18 protein-coding genes are annotated in these 17111 nt (G+C 46.6%); 16 read left to right on the top strand and 2 right to left on the bottom strand.

Annotation, left to right across the window (positions count from 1 at the left end; all coding sequences use genetic code 11):
* The first annotated feature begins 35 nt into the window (after positions 1 to 35).
* The 10 genes from flhF (at position 36) to BM099_RS03830 (ending at position 9877) form a co-directional block, all read left to right on the top strand.
* Complete coding sequence (flhF, locus tag BM099_RS03875; RefSeq protein ID WP_090724699.1) at positions 36 to 1484, top strand: flagellar biosynthesis GTPase FlhF; 1449 nt, start codon at positions 36 to 38, stop codon at positions 1482 to 1484.
* A 16-nt stretch (positions 1485 to 1500) separates the two neighbouring features.
* A complete protein-coding gene (locus BM099_RS03870) occupies positions 1501 to 2316 on the top strand; it encodes a MinD/ParA family protein (RefSeq protein ID WP_090724696.1) in 816 nt (271 codons plus the stop codon).
* Positions 2317 to 2339: 23 nt separating this feature from the next.
* Positions 2340 to 3050: an RNA polymerase sigma factor FliA gene (locus tag BM099_RS03865; RefSeq protein ID WP_090724694.1), complete on the top strand. Its 711-nt coding sequence runs from the start codon at positions 2340 to 2342 to the stop codon at positions 3048 to 3050.
* A 117-nt stretch (positions 3051 to 3167) separates the two neighbouring features.
* Positions 3168 to 3554: a chemotaxis response regulator CheY gene (locus BM099_RS03860; RefSeq protein ID WP_090725250.1), complete on the top strand. Its 387-nt coding sequence runs from the start codon at positions 3168 to 3170 to the stop codon at positions 3552 to 3554.
* Positions 3555 to 3577: 23 nt separating this feature from the next.
* Positions 3578 to 4390: a protein phosphatase CheZ gene (locus tag BM099_RS03855; protein WP_090724690.1), complete on the top strand. Its 813-nt coding sequence runs from the start codon at positions 3578 to 3580 to the stop codon at positions 4388 to 4390.
* A 13-nt stretch (positions 4391 to 4403) separates the two neighbouring features.
* Complete coding sequence (locus tag BM099_RS03850) at positions 4404 to 6506, top strand: chemotaxis protein CheA (RefSeq protein ID WP_090724686.1); 2103 nt, start codon at positions 4404 to 4406, stop codon at positions 6504 to 6506.
* Between the two features lie 27 nt (positions 6507 to 6533).
* On the top strand, positions 6534 to 7778 hold the full coding sequence (locus BM099_RS03845) for a protein-glutamate methylesterase/protein-glutamine glutaminase (RefSeq protein WP_090724683.1): 1245 nt from the start codon (positions 6534 to 6536) through the stop codon (positions 7776 to 7778).
* A 96-nt stretch (positions 7779 to 7874) separates the two neighbouring features.
* On the top strand, positions 7875 to 8648 hold the full coding sequence (locus BM099_RS03840; RefSeq protein ID WP_090724681.1) for a ParA family protein: 774 nt from the start codon (positions 7875 to 7877) through the stop codon (positions 8646 to 8648).
* 6 nt (positions 8649 to 8654) lie between these two features.
* Entirely contained in the window at positions 8655 to 9386 is a 732-nt protein-coding gene (locus BM099_RS20380) for a chemotaxis protein CheW (protein WP_090724678.1), read from the top strand.
* 83 nt (positions 9387 to 9469) lie between these two features.
* The gene (locus tag BM099_RS03830) at positions 9470 to 9877 is read left to right on the top strand and encodes a DUF2802 domain-containing protein (RefSeq protein ID WP_232348857.1); all 408 of its coding nucleotides are present in this window, start codon (positions 9470 to 9472) and stop codon (positions 9875 to 9877) included.
* A gap of 28 nt (positions 9878 to 9905) precedes the next feature.
* Here BM099_RS03830 and BM099_RS03825 read toward each other — a convergent pair whose 3' ends face one another.
* On the bottom strand, positions 9906 to 10175 hold the full coding sequence (locus BM099_RS03825; RefSeq protein ID WP_177201079.1) for an EscU/YscU/HrcU family type III secretion system export apparatus switch protein: 270 nt from the start codon (positions 10173 to 10175) through the stop codon (positions 9906 to 9908).
* Positions 10172 to 12187 (bottom strand): flagellar hook-length control protein FliK, encoded by a 2016-nt coding sequence (gene fliK / locus BM099_RS03820; RefSeq protein WP_090724673.1) that lies wholly within the window; start codon positions 12185 to 12187, stop codon positions 10172 to 10174. Before fliK ends, BM099_RS03825 begins: the two co-directional genes overlap by 4 nt.
* A gap of 178 nt (positions 12188 to 12365) precedes the next feature.
* On the opposite strand from fliK, the gene ccmA reads away from it, so the two are divergent.
* Genes ccmA through BM099_RS03790 form a run of 6 tightly spaced genes read left to right on the top strand, consistent with a single transcriptional unit; the run spans position 12366 to position 17107 of the window.
* The gene (ccmA, locus tag BM099_RS03815; RefSeq protein ID WP_090724671.1) at positions 12366 to 13001 is read left to right on the top strand and encodes a cytochrome c biogenesis heme-transporting ATPase CcmA; all 636 of its coding nucleotides are present in this window, start codon (positions 12366 to 12368) and stop codon (positions 12999 to 13001) included.
* A complete protein-coding gene (ccmB, locus tag BM099_RS03810) occupies positions 13001 to 13708 on the top strand; it encodes a heme exporter protein CcmB (protein WP_090724669.1) in 708 nt (235 codons plus the stop codon). Before ccmA ends, ccmB begins: the two co-directional genes overlap by 1 nt.
* Before the next feature lie 13 nt (positions 13709 to 13721).
* Positions 13722 to 14477: a heme ABC transporter permease gene (locus tag BM099_RS03805; RefSeq protein ID WP_090724666.1), complete on the top strand. Its 756-nt coding sequence runs from the start codon at positions 13722 to 13724 to the stop codon at positions 14475 to 14477.
* 7 nt (positions 14478 to 14484) lie between these two features.
* Positions 14485 to 14664 (top strand): heme exporter protein CcmD, encoded by a 180-nt coding sequence (gene ccmD / locus BM099_RS03800; protein WP_090724664.1) that lies wholly within the window; start codon positions 14485 to 14487, stop codon positions 14662 to 14664.
* Positions 14661 to 15122, top strand: a complete 462-nt coding sequence (ccmE, locus tag BM099_RS03795; RefSeq protein ID WP_090724661.1) for a cytochrome c maturation protein CcmE — start codon at positions 14661 to 14663, stop codon at positions 15120 to 15122. The genes ccmD and ccmE overlap by 4 nt, the downstream gene beginning before the upstream one ends.
* On the top strand, positions 15119 to 17107 hold the full coding sequence (locus BM099_RS03790; RefSeq protein ID WP_090724659.1) for a heme lyase CcmF/NrfE family subunit: 1989 nt from the start codon (positions 15119 to 15121) through the stop codon (positions 17105 to 17107). Before ccmE ends, BM099_RS03790 begins: the two co-directional genes overlap by 4 nt.
* Positions 17108 to 17111 lie beyond the last annotated feature (4 nt).

Genomic DNA, 17111 nt, shown 5'->3' with positions numbered 1-17111 from the left:
GGCGATGTTAATTGCTCATCATAGGTGGGTTATCTATGAAAGTTAAACGTATATTTGCCCCTGACATGCGTCAGGCTATGCGTCGGGCACGAGAAGAAATTGGTCCTGATGCTGTGATTGTTTCAAACCACCGGGTCGCGGGTGGGGTCGAGGTTGTGGCTGCGCATGAGCATGAATTTGAAGCCGCTCAGGCTGAATTTAAACGCGAATATGAAAAGAAAAAACGTAAGGAAGATCAGGTACGTGTTCTGACCGCAGATCGAAGCCGGCAGGCATTGGACGATGAGCTGAAACAAGCCCGGATGCGTATCGCCGAAGCGAGTGAGCAGGCTGAAAAAGAAACCCCCTATCATGCGGAAGGTAAACGTAACCTTCAAATCGAGCAGGATGATGAAGATGATCTACAATCAATACTGGCATCATTAAAAACCCGTCAGGAAGCAAGAAAGGCTGAATTGCTCGATGATGAAGATCCGTTAGAAGCGCCGGACAATAAACCAGATGTTTTGTCGCAGGATCACTTAGCTATCGAGAGCATGCAACAGGAAATTCAGCAACTGAAGGCTTTACTTGAGCAACAGATGCAGACCCCTTCCCGAAAAATCTGGGTAGAAGAGGCGCCGCAACGAAAGCAGGCTGCTCCTGTTGGTGTAGAGGGGAAGTTGATTAAACGATTCGAAAGAATGGGTCTGAATGATACCTTGATTGCTCAGCTGATCCGAGGTCTTGAAAGCGATCTGGATATCGCCAAAGCATGGCGCATTACCTTGTCTAAATTAACTGATGCTGTGCCGGTTATGAGTGAAGATTATATCGATCGCGGAGGCATGATTGCTTTTGTTGGTCCGACAGGTGTTGGAAAAACAACTTCAATTGGTAAATTGGCAGCGCGCTATGTACTTCGTCATGGTAGTGCAGGCCTGGCGTTAGTCACGACTGATACCTATCGTATTGCTGCACACGAACAATTAAAAACTTTCGGGCGGATATTGGATGTACCGGTACGCGTAGTTGATGAAAATAATACATTGGATGAAGTGTTGTTGTCGTTGCGTGGTAAGCGCCTGGTACTGATAGATACGGCTGGAATGAGTCAGCATGAGGGCCCGAGTGAGGCTCAGAAAGAGATGTTGAGCGGCGTTTCGGTAAGGTTGAAAAAACTACTGGTGCTTTCGTGTTCAAGCCAGCGGCAAGTGCTTGAGGATGCCTACGATAATTATCAGAGTATTGGTTTGAATGGTTGTGTTCTCAGTAAGTTGGATGAATCCGGAAGTCTGGGTGAGGCCTTGGCTTTGGTGGTAGAGAAAGCTTTGCCTATTGCTTATGTTACTGACGGGCAAAAAGTGCCTGATGATATTGAAGTTGCGCAACGGAACGATCTTGTGAGCCGTGCAGTGATTACTGCACAAAAAACACTGGAAAGAGAGCGTACTCGTGCGTTGTCGGCAACAGGAGGAACATCTGCACTTTCGTCGGCTGGATAAGGGCAGAGCATAAACAATGAAGAAGCAGCACTCAGTTAAAGTGATAGCGGTCACCGGTGGTAAAGGCGGCGTTGGTAAAACCAATGTGTCAGTTAACCTATCTATAGCGTTGGGCGAAATGGGACAGCGGACTGTGCTGATGGATGCCGATCTTGGTTTGGCTAACGTCGATGTTATGTTGGGCTTGCGTCCGAAAAAGAATATTAGTGATGTTCTTTCAGGTGAGTGTAATCTAACCGATGTCATGCTGGATGTGACAGAAAATGTGCGCATTGTTCCTGCCTGCTCCGGCACACAGGAAATGACATCGTTAAGTGCACATGAACACGCAGAATTGGTCTATGCTTTTAATGAGGTTGCCGAAGAGATCGATGTTCTGGTAATTGATACGGCTGCAGGTATTTCTGAATCGGTGATTAGCTTTGTACGTGCGGCGCAAGAGGTGCTGGTGGTGGTATGCGATGAGCCTACCTCTATTACCGATGCGTATGCGCTTATCAAGCTATTAAATCGTGATTATCGGATGACTCGTTTCAGGGTGTTGGCAAATATGGTGGAAACAGATACAGAAGGAAGGAATATGTTTAACAAACTTTCGACTGTTACTGATCGCTTCCTGGATGTAACGCTTCAATACGTCGGCTCAATCCCTTATGATGAGCATGTTCGCAAGTCGGTGCGTCGCCAAACTCCTGTTTTAAAAGCTTTTTCTAAATGCAAAGCGGCACTTGCTTACCGGCAGCTTGCTAAAAAAGTAGATGACTGGCCAGTCCAGGATGCTCCGCGAGGGCATCTCGAGTTCTTCGTTGAACGGCTGGTTCAGGGTGTTTAATTCCGGGTCTGGAAAGGGGCTCCATGTATAACCCGCTAAATATTACGTCAAGTCACGATTTGATTGAACAGTATGCACCGCTGGTAAAGCGTATCGCCTATCATTTAATGGGGCGCTTGCCTGCCAGTGTTATTGTCGATGATCTCATACAGTCCGGCATGATCGGCTTACTTGAGGCCGCCAAGAAGTACGATGCTTCTAAGGGTGCCAGTTTTGAAACCTATGCTGGAATTCGTATTCGGGGGTCAATCATTGATGAAGTGCGCCGTGGTGATTGGACGCCGCGCTCTGTGCATCGTAATGGTCGCCGTATTACACAAGCTATTCAGACAATTGAAGCTGCACTGGGGCGAGATGCCACCGATAGCGAAATAGCAGCAGAAATGGATATCAGTGTAGCGGATTATCATGACCTGCTTAAAGATTCACACGAAAGTCGCCTCTTTAGCTTTGAAGAGATGACCAATGATAGTGATGATCGACCGGGAGAGCAGTTGGCTGGAGTTGAGCCAAGTCCGGTAGCTCATACGGAAAAAAACGCCTTTAAGCTGGCGCTGGCGAGTGCTATCGATTCGCTGCCTGAGCGGGAAAAACTAGTGCTGGCACTTTACTATGATGAAGAACTGAATCTTAAAGAAATCGGTGAGGTGTTGGGTGTTAGTGAATCAAGGGTAAGTCAAATTCACAGTCAGGCAGCTCACCGGCTTCGTGGTCGGCTGAGAGATTGGCAATAAAACTCTCGAAAAAAATGCCCGAATTCTCCATTTTCTGAAAAAATGGTCTAAATTCTAATCAGGATAAACGTTAAATCAGATCCATTCTCTTAATGTTTCTGAATGGGGGATATCGTCTTGAAAAAAGACATCAAAATTCTTGTAGTTGATGACTTTTCAACAATGAGACGAATTATAAAAAATCTGCTTCGTGACCTGGGTTTCACCAATGTTGTTGAAGCCGATGACGGTAAAACAGCAATGCCTATTTTGCAGCAGGGTGAGGTTCAGTTTCTGGTTACGGATTGGAATATGCCGGGTATGACAGGCATTGACTTGGTTCGCGCTGTTCGTGCTGACCCTAAGATGGCGGGTATGCCTATCTTGATGGTGACAGCAGAAGCTAAGCGGGAACAGATTATTGCTGCTGCCCAGGCTGGCGTTAACGGTTATGTTATAAAGCCTTTTACTGCGGCTGTCCTGAAAGGAAAAATAGATAAAATATTTGACCGCATCGGAAGCTAATCTGTTTAAGGAAGTGAATTATTATGTCTGAAGCAGATTGTTCTCAGGGGCTGGATGGCTTTGAGGCGTTATTGCAGGCTAAAGCGAATGAGCTGGTGTCTGTGCTGGATAGCGGCGATATAAATAGTGGCTTGAACATTATTAACGAGCTTCAGCAGGTGAAGCATCTGGCTTTTTATAATGAGGTCGGCTATTTGACCCGTGGATTACATGAGGCCATTAAATCTTTTTCTGATGATGCAAAAGTCCATACTGAACCAGGCAACGGGAAAGCTGATTCCATTCACGGGATGGCAGATGCCTCTCAACGTTTAAGCTATGTTATTGAGCTGACAGAGAAGACTTCTCACGACACTATGGATCGTGTTGATAAGTCATTAGCGCTAGTGGATAAACTGGATCAACAGAGCGGCCGTTTTGTGGATCTGCTTTCGTTGGTCGGGCAGCTTGAATCTGAGTTTGAAGGTTTACATGGTGTCTACGATCGGACGAATCAGCTTTCTAAAGAATCAGAAATGGCGGTAAAAGATTTACGCCATGAGTTAACTGAAATACTGGTTTCTCAAAGCTATCAGGATATTACCGGGCAACTTATCCGACGTGTAATCACACTGGTAACTCAGGTTGAGGGTAGCTTGGTTCAATTAATGGATATGGCTGCCAAGGTTGAGCGAATTAGTGGCTTGAATGCCGGCCAATCCCAGGTTGAGACTAAAGAAAAAGCGAAAAAAGATCCGATTGAAGCAGAAGGGCCGCAACTGGCTGGAAAAAATAACCCGGGTGTGGCTGCTGATCAAGATGATGTTGATGATTTGCTTTCCAGTCTGGGTTTTTGAATAGGAGCTTCCAATGAGCTTGGATGTTGACCACGAGATTCTCGAAGATTTTCTTGTTGAGGCAGGAGAAATACTGGAGCAACTATCTGAGCAGCTAGTTGATTTGGAAAAGTGCCCTGAGGATAAAGACCTTCTTAATTCTATCTTTCGCGGATTTCATACGGTTAAAGGTGGTGCTGGTTTTTTGCAGTTGGACGCAATGGTGGAATGTTGTCATAACGCCGAGAACTTGTTTGACCTGCTTCGTAATGGCAGTGTTAAGGTCAGCCCTGAGCTCATGGATGTGGTATTACAGTCGCTGGATGCTGTCAATGTCATGTTTAGCAATGTGCGTGCTGGTGAAGAACCTGAACCGGCCTCTCCGGCATTATTGAGAAGCCTTGCTGATTTCGCGGCAGGGAAAGCGAGTACCTCTCTTAGCGTAGCGCGAAGCGAGCCTGTTGAGTTGCTTGCAGAAGCCGCAGTAGAGAAGGACGTAGTTGACACTACGCTTACGCAAGAAAAAAATTCTGTGCATGCCTCTGCAAACGAAGAGTTTGATTTATTACTGGATGATGTGCTGCCGGAATTGGGTAGTAATTTGCCATCAGCAGATGATGACTTAATCACTGAAGATGAATTTGAAGCCTTGCTGAATGATCTGCATGGAGAGCATGGTACGCCAGGGGTTTTCGTAAAACCTGATGTAATAGAGAGCGTATCGTCTTCGGTTAATGATCTGATTTCTGAAGACGAGTTTGAAAACCTGTTGGATGAGTTACAGTCTCATGGTCAGGGTGCGTTCGTCAGTACTGATAGTCCTATAGCCTCTTCTGTTGCTGCTCCTGCTCCTGGTCCTGTAGCTGTGGAGTCTAAGGTTGCTCCGGCTGTTGAACCGGAAGCGATCCCTAAGGCCGCACCGCTCAGTACTGCGCAGCCACCACAATCGGTACAGGCCAGTAAACCGGTGGCGGCTGAGAGCAACGTTCGTGTTGATACGCGTTTACTGGATAAAATCATGAATATGGTAGGTGAGCTGGTGCTGGTGCGTAACAGGCTGGTTCGCTTGGGTGGTGCCCGTGAAGATGAAGAGATGGGCAAAGCGCTTGGCATCTTGGATATGGTAACCGCTGATTTACAAATGTCTGTCATGAAAACCCGTATGCAGCCGGTTAAAAAGGTTTTTGGTCGTTTTCCCCGGTTGATTCGGGATTTGTCCCGAAATTTAAAAAAAGAGATTCGTCTTGAATTACACGGCGAAGAAACGGATCTGGACAAGAATTTAGTAGAAGCTCTGGCTGATCCTCTTATCCATTTAGTCCGGAATTCAGTAGATCACGGTATAGAGTCGCCCGAAATTCGTGAAGCCTCAGGGAAGTCGCGAGAAGGTCAGGTGATACTCTCTGCGGAGCAGGAAGGTGATCATATTCTATTGATCATACAGGATGATGGCGCCGGCATGGATCCTGAAAAATTACGTAGCCTTGCCGTTAGCCGTGGAATGCTTGAACAGGAAGCCGCTAACCGTCTCACTGAGCAGGAGTGTTTTAATTTAATCTTTCAGGCGGGTTTCTCGACTAAGACCGAAGTTTCTGATGTCTCAGGTCGTGGCGTAGGCATGGATGTGGTTAAAACCAAAATTACGCAGCTGAATGGTACGCTACATATTGATTCTGTGATGGGACAGGGGACGCGTATCGCAATCCAGGTGCCGTTAACTTTGGCCATTATGCCTACCTTAATGGTCATGCTTGAAGATCAGGCGTTTGCATTACCTTTGGTAAACGTAAATGAGATTTTCAATCTGGATCTGACAAAAACAAATATTGTTGATGGGCAGCAGGTTATTATTGTTCGGGATCAGGCGTTGCCTTTGTTTCATTTGAAACGTTGGTTGGTGGCAGGTCAGGAAAATGCCGAATTACCTGCGCAGGGGCATGTTGTTATTCTTACTGTAGGTACGTTACGAGTTGGCTTTGTCGTAGATCAATTAGTGGGTCAGGAAGAGGTGGTCATTAAACCATTGGGCACTATTTTGCATGGTACACCAGGCTTGTCTGGCGCTACGATTACAGGGGATGGACGCATTGCGCTTATCATTGATATTCCAAATCTACTGAAACGTTACGCGTCTTAGTGTGTTTCTGCCTGTGCAGGGGTTCTCATGCCGGTAAAAGTATTAATCGTTGATGACTCCAGCTTTTTCAGGCAACGCATAACTGATTTTCTATCAAGCGATAAGCGACTGGAAGTGATCGGCACCGCGTCTAATGGCCGTGAAGCTGTAGAGCTGACTAAGCAGTTGAAGCCAGATGTAGTTACTATGGATGTGGAAATGCCTTTGTTAAACGGCATTGATGCTGTACGTATCATTATGCGTGATAACCCAACCAATGTGTTGATGCTGTCATCCCTTACTCATGAAGGGGCGCAAGTTACTTTACAGGCGCTTGAGGCTGGGGCGGTAGATTATCTGACAAAAGATATCCGCTCTTGGGTTAATAAATCTAATTCGATGCAAAATGATTTAGTTGAGCGGATTGTCGCGCTTGGCAGAAGTAAGCATCGGCATGATCGGTCTGCGTTCGCAGTGCAGCCCCCCAAAGCGGACCCGCCTTCAGTTGTTCACTCTCCCAGGACGGCAGCCGTTCAAGCTGACAGTCTTTCTCAACAGCAACAAAACCCAAGAGCGATTCAGAGAAAAAGCACCTTTACCAATACCGGAGCTAAGTCTGGTGTTAGCAATGGATCTGCTGCTAGCAATGGATCTGTTGTTAGCAGTGGCGCTGCAGAACTACTGGCCAGAAAGCGTGGAGGTAAAAAAGCTAGTTTTCCAGATAGCTGCAAGTTGGTCGTTATTGGCGCTTCAACCGGTGGTCCTGCGGCGTTACAAACGATTCTGACGGGCTTGTCAGCATCATTTCCATACCCTCTGCTGCTTGTGCAGCATATGCCAAAAACCTTTACCTCCGTTTTTGCTACCCGGCTGAATCAGCAATGTAGCATTGAAGTAAAAGAAGCAGAAGATGGCGATAAGCTGAAGCCAGGATGCGCATTATTAGTACCGGGGGGGCATCAGGTGATGATAGACAGCCGTCATTCTGACCGTGTTAGAATTTTACCAGGTGATGAGCGAATGACGTATCGCCCGAGTGTCGATGTGGCATTTGGCGCAGCGGCAAAAGTATATGCTAATAAGGTGTTGGCCATTATCTTGACGGGTATGGGAGCAGACGGTGCAGAGGGTGCTCGTTTACTTAAGCAGGCAGGAGCAGTTATGTGGGCTCAGAATGAAGCTAGTTGTACTATCTATGGAATGCCGCAAGCAATTGTAAAGGCAGGATTAGCTGACGATATTTTAGATCTGAACGATATAGGTCCACTTTTGATGAATCGCGGAAAGCTCTGAGGCAGTTGTTACTGAGTATCCGTGTAATAGGGTTCTAATTGATAGCGTTATCAGTTTTTGTCGTTAATCTAGACGCAGTCATAACGGGAATAGGCTATGCAGGTTTGGGCAATTGCCAATCAAAAAGGTGGGGTTGGAAAAACAACGACTGTCGTTACATTGGCGGGATTATTAGCCGAAGTTGGATACAGTGTTTTGATGGTTGACCTTGATCCGCATGGCTCATTGACCAGTTATTTTCATTATGATCCGGATGAATTGGATCACAGTGTCTATGACCTGTTTGTAACGCAGAGTGATGTGACGGCTAAACAGGTTGATTCACTGTTGTGCAACACGTCAGTCGAGCAAATCCAGTTGATGCCGGCCTCTACGGCGATGGCTACATTAGAGCGGCGTGCTATACAGCATCAGGGCTTGGGGTTGCAGGTAGCTAAAGCATTACGCCATTTGAAAGGTCGTTATGATTATGTGCTCATCGATAGTCCACCCGTATTAGGGGTGCTGATGGTGAATGCGCTTGCGGCTTGTAATCATCTGATAGTGCCTACACAAACTGAGTTTCTTGCTTTAAAAGGGCTGGAGCGCATGATCAGGACGATCAGCATGATTAATCGGGCCAGAAAGAAAAAATTAAGTTATACGATTATCCCTACTTTTTATGACCGCCGCACGCAAGCTTCAGTGAGTTGCTTACGAGAACTTAATAAGTGCTACCCTAATGAGCTTTCAAGCGCGGTCATACCCATTGATACTAAGTTCAGAAATGCCAGTATGAAGGGAGTGGTGCCTTCCTCACTGGATGCCGGAAGTCGTGGCGTGCATGCCTATGCGCGTTTGTTGCGCTCTTTGATAGAGCAAAAGAGGTAATCGGCTATGGGAAATAAAAAACCGTCCGGTCGCCAGCATCAGGTTGTTTTTGAGTATTTAGAAGCGCTCTTAATGGATTCCGCTGAGGTTGACGAAAGTGCTTTGTCGAGCGAAACGATCGAAGATGAAGATATTGTATTGATTGAAAAAGTACTTGATCGTAACGGTAGAACCCAAACACTGAAGCCAGAGCCAGAGCCAGAGCCAGAGCCAGAGCCAGAGCCAGAGCCAGAGCCAGAGCCAGAGCCAGAGCCAGAGCCAGAGCCAGAGCCAGAGCCAGAGCCAGAGCCGCCTTTAATTATGGGTGGGGAGCTGAATTGTGTGTTGGTGAATGTCTGTGGGCTTAAGTTGGCGATACCCTTTGAAAGCATAGAAGGAGCCTTGTCTTTGAGCACAGTGACATTGCAGCTGGAAAACAACTATGAATGGTTACTGGGTAGCTTTGCGCGCGGTTCTATTCAAAGCCAAATAGTAGATACAGGTTGTTGGATATTGTCCGATAGGTATGATCCTGCTAAGTCACGTTATGCAGAACTGCTGGTACTTGAAGGAAAACGCTGGGCGTTGACGTGTGATGTTGTTGAAAAGTCGGTGCGTATACCGCACAGTAGTATTAATATTAACGCCGAAAAGCAGAATCGACCTTGGTTGCTCGGAACCTATATGCAAGAGCGTTGTGCAGTTGTTGACGTAGATGCGCTGATTAAACAGTTGGAGCTGGCGTCAGGCAATCGTTGAGTTGAGTGATGTGCAGTTATGTGTGGTTATCTTCAGTTATATAAGTATCTTGAAATGTTGTTGGTGTGAATAAGGGCAATGTATTGGCAGAATCTAGTATGTGGGTAGTCTCTTTCTTAAGTGTCATGGTCATGTTGTTTGCAGGACTAAGTATTTATACTTTCTTCCGCCAAAAACAGCACGAACGACAATACAAAGCCTTGGTTACTGTATTACGTAATGAGATACGTTCGATAACCGGCAGTTCAATTGGTATGGGAAAGCGCTTGGTCGATATCGAGCAAAAGCTCAATATTACTGTCGAAAAGCAGTTAGAACTTGAGAATAGGGATCCGGGTGATTTAGCCTATAATCAGGCGGCTCGTTTAATGGAAATGGGCGCGGATGTTGATGATCTTGTTAAAGATTGTGGTATCGGGCGGCCGGAAGCGGAGTTAATGGCCTTGTTGCATAAAGAATTACACACGCATCAAGGTATTGAGCATAAGTAATTATTAATACTTATTGAAAGTCTATGCGTCATTTTTTCTTTTTAAGATTGTATGCAAATGCAATTACTTCGGCGATAGCTCTATACAAGGCTTCAGGGATCTCGTCACCTACCTCTAGTCGAATAAGCACTTCTAATAGCTCTGGGCTTTGGTGAATATGGATTTCGTGCTCCTTTGCCAGTTCGAGTATTTGTTTCGCTATATCTCCTTTTCCTCTGGCTACCACCGTCGGAGCAGATGAAGACCCATGGTTGTATTTTAAGGCGACGACTGAGTCGATTTCATCTTCTTGATTCATGTTTTTATATCTATTAATTGTTTCTGCAGAGGAGATTGTTGTGGCCCTTGTTCGCCTTGCCTGCAGGCCAGAGCCGGCACTGTTAATCCGAGTGCGGTGAGTTGTGTTTTAAAGCTCTCCAGTTGGCTTCTGACGAAGCTGGCCGTGTCTTTATTGGCGCAAGTGAAAGCGGCGGAAATCTCATTTTGTTCTTGGTTTAAGCTGAGTTCTGCGTCGATACTGCCGGATTCTTCCAGGTCAAAATGTAGCCTGACTTTCCATATGGTTTCAGGTTCTTCACGGCTGTTTTTCTGACTTCGCTGGCTTATGCGTAACTCAACATTTTCAAGTGAGTTTTGATTCTGAACGGGTAGGTCCAGCTGAAAAAAACGTTCATTTGTTTCTACTTTTTCTTGCCGGTGTTGCAAACTATGTAATTGATTTGAGGTAATGCGTGCGAGCATTTTTTCAATCGTTGTTTGGATGACCTGCTTTTGCGCATCAGGGAGTTGCTCGGCTAATGCCTGCATTTTTCCCAGAAACTGCTTCATATCTTTAGCCGGAGCTTGATTGTTGGCCAGTTTGTTTTCTGTGAAAAGCCCACCATAACCAATATTTTGTTTAATGGCTTGCTGTGCTTCTGCTGCACCCGGCTGTACACCAAATAGCAGCATTAATGATTGAACTACCTTGTCGATCTGGCCTGCAGCGACGGCAGTGCTTGCCTGTGTGCTGTTGAGTATTTGTTGCACGCCGCTGGTTAGCGTGATCTGCTGAGGTAGTAATTCACGCATGCTGTTTTCAACGGTCTGGGTTTGGCTTGAAGTGAGTGTTAGCGCAGCTGTGGTGGGGGGTGATGAAATAGGTTGTGACCAGCGGATTAAGAGTTGATCGTTAGTGCTACGCGATACCTGGACTTGTTGTAATGGCGGTAGATTAGCCGATGTTTTCAGTGAAACGGTTTCCCCTGTTATTTTAAGCGTCATTATATTGGCAGCGGGGTCGGCACTGTATTTTGTCGCTGCTGGCTGGGGCTGGGATGGAGTTGTTAGAGTTGTCAGAGACGTTTGATTTACCAGAGGTGCCTGGGTTGGCGCTGTTGTAGTAACGGGAGTATTAACATGAGTAGTGACAGCAGCACTAGCAGTGGCAACAGGAGCAGGTTGGGCGCTTGATGGTGCTTGAGCTGTTGTAGCTGTCTGGCTTGCTGTTTGGGGCGTCTGAGTCGGTTGAGACGTTAGCGGTGTCTGTGATGCTGCAGGCGTTGTTGGGGTGGCGGCTGCAGTTGTAGTTGTTGTTTGAGTCGTTTGAGAAGTCGTTGCTAGCGGCAGAGGCGTCGCTGAAGCCTGTGCCGGCGTTTGAGCGGGCACTGTTGGGCTTTGACTAGGTATTGTTTGGCTGGGCATTCCTGGACTAGGCACTGTTGGGTTAGGTGCTGTTTGAGGCGCTACTGTTTGTAATGGTGTGTTCGCTAACAAAGGCGGTTGGGCTTGTTGGGAAAGTGTTGTTTGAGGTTGAGCAGATGTCTGCAGTGGCCCGTTAGTCTGGGGTGTGAGGGTTTGTGATTGCAGAGTCGGAATCGTTTGGCCCGGCGTTTGTGTGACTACCTGAGCACTAATAGTTTGGCCAGTGGGAATAAGGCGATTCAAACGGCTTGAATCATCGGCAGTGCGGATGACCGGCGTTGCTGTTGTCTGATAAGTCCGGTTATTTTGAGGTTTATCTGCGCCGTTAGAGTTATCTGTCTTGGCGGTGTTTTTAGCATGTATTGTAACCGAGAGCTGTCCTTCAGTGGATCTTGCCAGAGTTACCTGGCTACCCTGCGTAATGGGTTGTTGCACTTTGAGTTCCATTAGTACGCTATTGGCTTCTAACTTAAGTCTGAATACATTAGGGCTGAGCTGATCTTGGGAGACCTGTTTGACGGTGGCTTGTAAAGTTCCCCCTGCCGGTATTAGCTTTTCACTGCTTGTGGTACGCGAATTCCCTGAAGAATCGAGCAGGGTCAGTGATTGTGGTGTGATAGTGCTCATTAATAGACACTTTTTATATGAAATCTGCTCAAGAGCAAGCCCCTGCTTAGTTTAATTTGTATATAATGCCCTGTTTATGCATCGGCCAGTAATTAATAAAGTGTAGCGTGAACCTTTTTTATATGCAGTTCATATACAGTTTATATGTAGTTAATACGCAGATTTTGAGGGGAAGTTGTTGTCGCAGCCATTATTAAAAGTTGTCGATCTGTTTTGTGAGCGAGATGAGCGCACCTTGTTTGATGGGCTGGCATTTACCTTGGCTGCGGGCGAACTGATGCAGATAGAAGGGGCAAATGGTAGTGGGAAAACCACACTGTTAAGAATACTCAGCGGTCTCTCTAATGATTTTGAAGGTGAGATATACTGGCGTGGCGAGCTGATAGCGAAGATGAGGGATGAGTTTTTATCCTCCATGCTCTATTTTGGCCATCAGCCAGGCGTTAAAGGTATGTTGACACCTGTTGAGAATTTGCAATGGTACAGTGCTATTCATCCGGCATTATCTGAAGAGAAAATTTTAGCCGCACTTGATGCTGTGGGTCTTAAAGGATATGAAGATGTGCCTTGTCACTCATTATCAGCAGGGCAGAATCGTCGGGTAAGTTTGGCTCGTTTATATATGAATACCGCCAAGCTGTGGATTTTGGATGAGCCGTTTACTGCAATAGATAAGCGTGGTGTTGCTGCTAAAGAAAAGTGGCTGGCAGGTCATGTGGCTGCAGGCGGGAGTGTTATTTTAACGACACATCATGATTTAACTTCATGTGGGCCCGTGACAAAGATTAATCTTGACCAATTAATGGGAACTTGATGGCTGAATTGTGTACTAACTCTGCGGAAATATCGCTGGGCCAATTGTTCTCTGCTGTTTTAAAAAGAGATTTGTTGCTGTCTTTCAGACGTAAAAGTGATTTGGTTAATCCTCTGATCTTTTTCTTAATGGTGGCAACGTTATTTCCGCTTGGGGTAAGTCCGGAACCGACTTTTTTAGCGGATGTAGCGCCTGGTGTCGTCTGGGTCGCGGCATTATTGGCAACACTTTTGTCACTGGATGGCATATTCCGTTCGGATTATGACGACGGTACTTTAGAACAGGTGATTTTAAGTCCCCAGCCGCTTATGGTTGTTTGCCTGGCAAAAGTAATGGCGCATTGGATGACTACTGGATTACCTCTGGCCTTAATGTCTCCGCTGTTGGGTGTGATGTTGTTTTTACCCATGAGTGCGATGTTCGGCTTGGTTGTTAGTTTGTTGATTGGCACCTTTGTGCTAAGCCTGATCGGTGCCATTGGCGCGGGGCTGACGGTTGGTTTGAAGCGTGGTGGCGTGTTGATCTCCCTGCTAGTGCTGCCATTGTATATTCCTGTGCTTATTTTTGGTTCAGGAGCAGTGCAAGCCGCAGTAGCTGGTTTGCCTTTGGCGGGTTATCTGGCGTTATTAGGCGCCATGTTGGCTTTGGGTATTGTTTTAGCACCGCTGGCAATTAGCGCGGCTGTACGAATTTCTGTGACGGGTTAAGAGATGATGATATATGGCAGGAAGTAATTGGTTACCGCGCTGGTTCTATCAACTGGCGTCCCCTCGTTGGTGTTATGATATTACCGGTAAATTGCTTCCGGGCTTTTTAATTGCTGCTGTTTTGTTACTGGTGGCGGGGCTTGTCTGGGCTTTAGCTTTTGCTCCACCGGATTATCAGCAGGGCAATAGCTTCCGAATTATGTATATTCATGTGCCCTCGGCCATATTAGCGCAATCCTGCTATATGTTAATGGCAATTGCCGGTGCTGTAGGCCTTATCTGGAAAATAAAAGTAGCAGATATGGTGGCTTTTGCCTGTGCACCCATCGGTGCCTCCATTGCTGTTATGGCGCTGGCAACGGGTGCTATCTGGGGGAAGCCGACCTGGGGATCCTGGTGGGTATGGGATGCACGTCTGACATCAATGTTGATCCTGCTGTTTCTTTATATGGGTGTGATGGCCTTGTACGCCGCGATGGATAATGAAACGACAGCCGCGAAAGCTGCTTCTGTTTTATCCCTGGTCGGTTTGGTTAATATTCCTATTATTAAGTATTCCGTAGAGTGGTGGAACACACTGCATCAGCCAGCGACTTTCACTTTAACAGAAAAACCAGCCATGCCTGTTGAGATGTGGTTGCCCCTGTTAGTGATGGTATTGGGGTTCTATTGTTTTTTTGGCGTGTCTTTGATGCTGAGGCTACGCAATGAGATTATTCGTCGAGAGCGTCGCTCTGGTTGGGTGCGTGAATTGATTACTTCCCGGTGAGGTGACTGTGCAGTTCGAAACAATTTCTGAGTTTATTAAAATGGATGGCCACGGGCTTTATGTCTGGTTGTCTTATGCGATCGGAGTGTCGATTCTTATCGGTAATCTGATTTTGCCGTTATTTACACGTAAAGAGTTAATAAAAAATTTAGCTCGACGTCTGCGTAGGGAGAACAATGCTCAATGAATCCGAAACGTAAAAAGAGGCTTATCCTCGTTCTCTTTCTTGTGTTTGGTGCCGGTGTGTCAGTGAGCCTGGCGCTCTATGCTCTGAATCAAAATATTAATCTGTTTTATTCGCCGCTGCAGATTGTCAATGGCGAAGCTCCCAAGGACACGCGCATTCGTGCCGGAGGCATGGTAGTCGAGGGCAGTGTAGTGCGTGACCAGCAAAGTTTGCATGTTAAGTTTGAGATGACAGATTACGCCAAAACAGTGCCGGTAGAGTTTACCGGGATTCTTCCTGACTTGTTCCGCGAGGGTCAGGGTATCGTCGCTCAGGGTTCGCTGGATGCTCAGGGCGTATTCCAGGCAGTAGAGGTATTAGCTAAGCATGATGAAAACTATATGCCGCCAGAAGTAGCCGATGCATTGGAAAAGTCAGGTAAAATGCCGACTCCACCTAAAGAGGCGTTCAATAAATGATTCCTGAACTTGGGCAATACTCACTTATTCTGGCCTTGAGTCTTTCTGTGCTTTTAGCTTCAGTGCCGTTAATTGGTTCTTACACCGGCAATCAGCTCTGGATGAGTTATGCGCGGCCGTTGGCAAAATCGCTTTTCTTGTTTTTACTGATCAGCATGCTCTGTCTTGGTTATGCTTTCATGACTGATGACTTTAGTGTCGCTTATGTGGCGAATAATTCAAATACAGCTTTACCGGTCTACTATAAATTCAGTGCTATCTGGGGTGGACACGAAGGCTCCTTATTGCTTTGGGTGTTTATTCTTAGCGCCTGGACGTATGCTGTCGCCGTAAAAAGCAAAGAGTTACCTCTGGATGTAGTGGCGCGTGTATTGTCAGTGATGGGTATGATCAGTGTCGGCTTTACCTCATTTACCCTGATGACTTCCAGTCCTTTTCGTCGGTTATTAACGAATACTCCGTTGGAAGGCGGCGATCTCAACCCTCTGTTGCAGGATATTGGTCTCATCATTCATCCTCCCATGCTTTATATGGGATATGTTGGTTTTTCTGTGGCGTTTGCTTTTGCCATTGCCGCATTAATGGGTGGCCGCCTGGATTCTGCCTGGGCCCGCTGGTCACGTCCATGGACTAATGTTGCCTGGTCTTTCCTGACAATCGGTATCGTGCTGGGGAGTTGGTGGGCATATTATGAACTTGGTTGGGGCGGCTGGTGGTTCTGGGACCCTGTTGAAAATGCCTCATTTATGCCTTGGTTGGTCGGAACAGCATTAGTGCACAGTCTGGCGGCGACCGAAAAACGTGGTGTATTTAAAAGTTGGACGGTTCTGTTAGCGATTTTTGCTTTTTCGCTCAGCCTCTTAGGTACTTTTTTGGTTCGCTCCGGTGTGCTCACTTCGGTTCACGCTTTTGCTTCAGACCCTGAACGTGGCTTTTTTGTTCTGGTGTTACTGGCCATCACTGTCGGAGGCTCCTTTTTGCTGTACGCCATTAAAGCCGCGCATGTAAAAAGTGAGTCCTCATTCGAGTTGGTTTCCAGAGAAAGCTTTTTGCTAATTAACAATATACTGTTAGTGATTGTCTGTCTGATGGTGTTGTTGGGTACCTTGTATCCATTGATTATCGACGCGATGTCGCTCGGTAAAATTTCTGTAGGGCCTCCCTATTTTAACGCCTTGTTTGTGCCGCTTATCGGTGTGATGGTGGTGTTTATGGGGGTTGGATCTATTTCTCGCTGGAAGAAAACTGAACCTCATTATTTGCTTAAGCAGCTGGGTATTCCTGCGGTGGTGGCATTGTCCCTTGGAATGGCTTTCCCGTTGATGTATGCGGGTGCGTTTGAGCTGAAAACTGCTTTGGGGATGGTGCTGGCTTTTTGGGTTGCCATCTCTGTACTCCGCGATATTACCAATAAAATTAAGCATAAGCGTACCCTGGCCGAAGGTTTGGGTGGTCTTTCACGAAGTCATGTCGCCATGATGTTAGCGCATTTGGGTGTGGCTGTTTCGATCACCGGAGTGGCTTTGGTATCAATCTATAATGAAGAGCGTGATCTTCGTATGATGCCGGGAGATACGTTGGCATTTGAGAATTACACCTTTATTTTTGAAGGATCAAAGCATGTAGAAGGACCAAACTACACATCGGATATGGGCGTACTCACTGTTTTGAAAAACGGTAAGCCATACTCTGTCATGCATCCGGAAAAGCGTCTCTACACAGCGCGGGGAAGCGTGATGACAGAAGCTGATATAGACCCTGGATTGTTCGGCGATCTGTATGTGGCGATGGGTGAGCCGCTGGAAGGCGGCGCCTGGGCTATCCGGGTTCAATATAAGCCGTTTGTTCGCTGGATATGGCTGGGTGGAATAATGATGGGATTGGGTGGTGTATTGGCAGCAAGTGATGCGCGTTATCGGAAAAAGCGGGTTGCCAAGCAAGCGGTTAATGAAAACATGCTCACTCGTGAAAGTGTGACGGTCTAAAGGT

The sequence above is a fragment of the Neptunomonas qingdaonensis genome (assembly GCF_900113275.1).
Taxonomy (GTDB): Bacteria; Pseudomonadota; Gammaproteobacteria; order Pseudomonadales; family Balneatricaceae; genus Neptunomonas; species Neptunomonas qingdaonensis.
The sequence above is the reverse complement of the archived record's forward strand: the minus strand, read 5'-3'. Positions and strand labels throughout refer to the sequence as shown.

Coding starts and splice junctions, on each gene's coding strand:
- flhF (WP_090724699.1), top strand. CDS start 36: ATGAAAGTTAAACGTATATTTGCCCCTGACATGCGTCAGGCTATGCGT.
- BM099_RS03870 (WP_090724696.1), top strand. CDS start 1,501: ATGAAGAAGCAGCACTCAGTTAAAGTGATAGCGGTCACCGGTGGTAAA.
- BM099_RS03865 (WP_090724694.1), top strand. CDS start 2,340: ATGTATAACCCGCTAAATATTACGTCAAGTCACGATTTGATTGAACAG.
- BM099_RS03855 (WP_090724690.1), top strand. CDS start 3,578: ATGTCTGAAGCAGATTGTTCTCAGGGGCTGGATGGCTTTGAGGCGTTA.
- BM099_RS03850 (WP_090724686.1), top strand. CDS start 4,404: ATGAGCTTGGATGTTGACCACGAGATTCTCGAAGATTTTCTTGTTGAG.
- BM099_RS03845 (WP_090724683.1), top strand. CDS start 6,534: ATGCCGGTAAAAGTATTAATCGTTGATGACTCCAGCTTTTTCAGGCAA.
- BM099_RS03840 (WP_090724681.1), top strand. CDS start 7,875: ATGCAGGTTTGGGCAATTGCCAATCAAAAAGGTGGGGTTGGAAAAACA.
- BM099_RS20380 (WP_090724678.1), top strand. CDS start 8,655: ATGGGAAATAAAAAACCGTCCGGTCGCCAGCATCAGGTTGTTTTTGAG.
- BM099_RS03825 (WP_177201079.1), bottom strand. CDS start 10,175: ATGAATCAAGAAGATGAAATCGACTCAGTCGTCGCCTTAAAATACAAC.
- fliK (WP_090724673.1), bottom strand. CDS start 12,187: ATGAGCACTATCACACCACAATCACTGACCCTGCTCGATTCTTCAGGG.
- ccmB (WP_090724669.1), top strand. CDS start 13,001: ATGGCTGAATTGTGTACTAACTCTGCGGAAATATCGCTGGGCCAATTG.
- BM099_RS03805 (WP_090724666.1), top strand. CDS start 13,722: ATGGCAGGAAGTAATTGGTTACCGCGCTGGTTCTATCAACTGGCGTCC.
- ccmE (WP_090724661.1), top strand. CDS start 14,661: ATGAATCCGAAACGTAAAAAGAGGCTTATCCTCGTTCTCTTTCTTGTG.
- BM099_RS03790 (WP_090724659.1), top strand. CDS start 15,119: ATGATTCCTGAACTTGGGCAATACTCACTTATTCTGGCCTTGAGTCTT.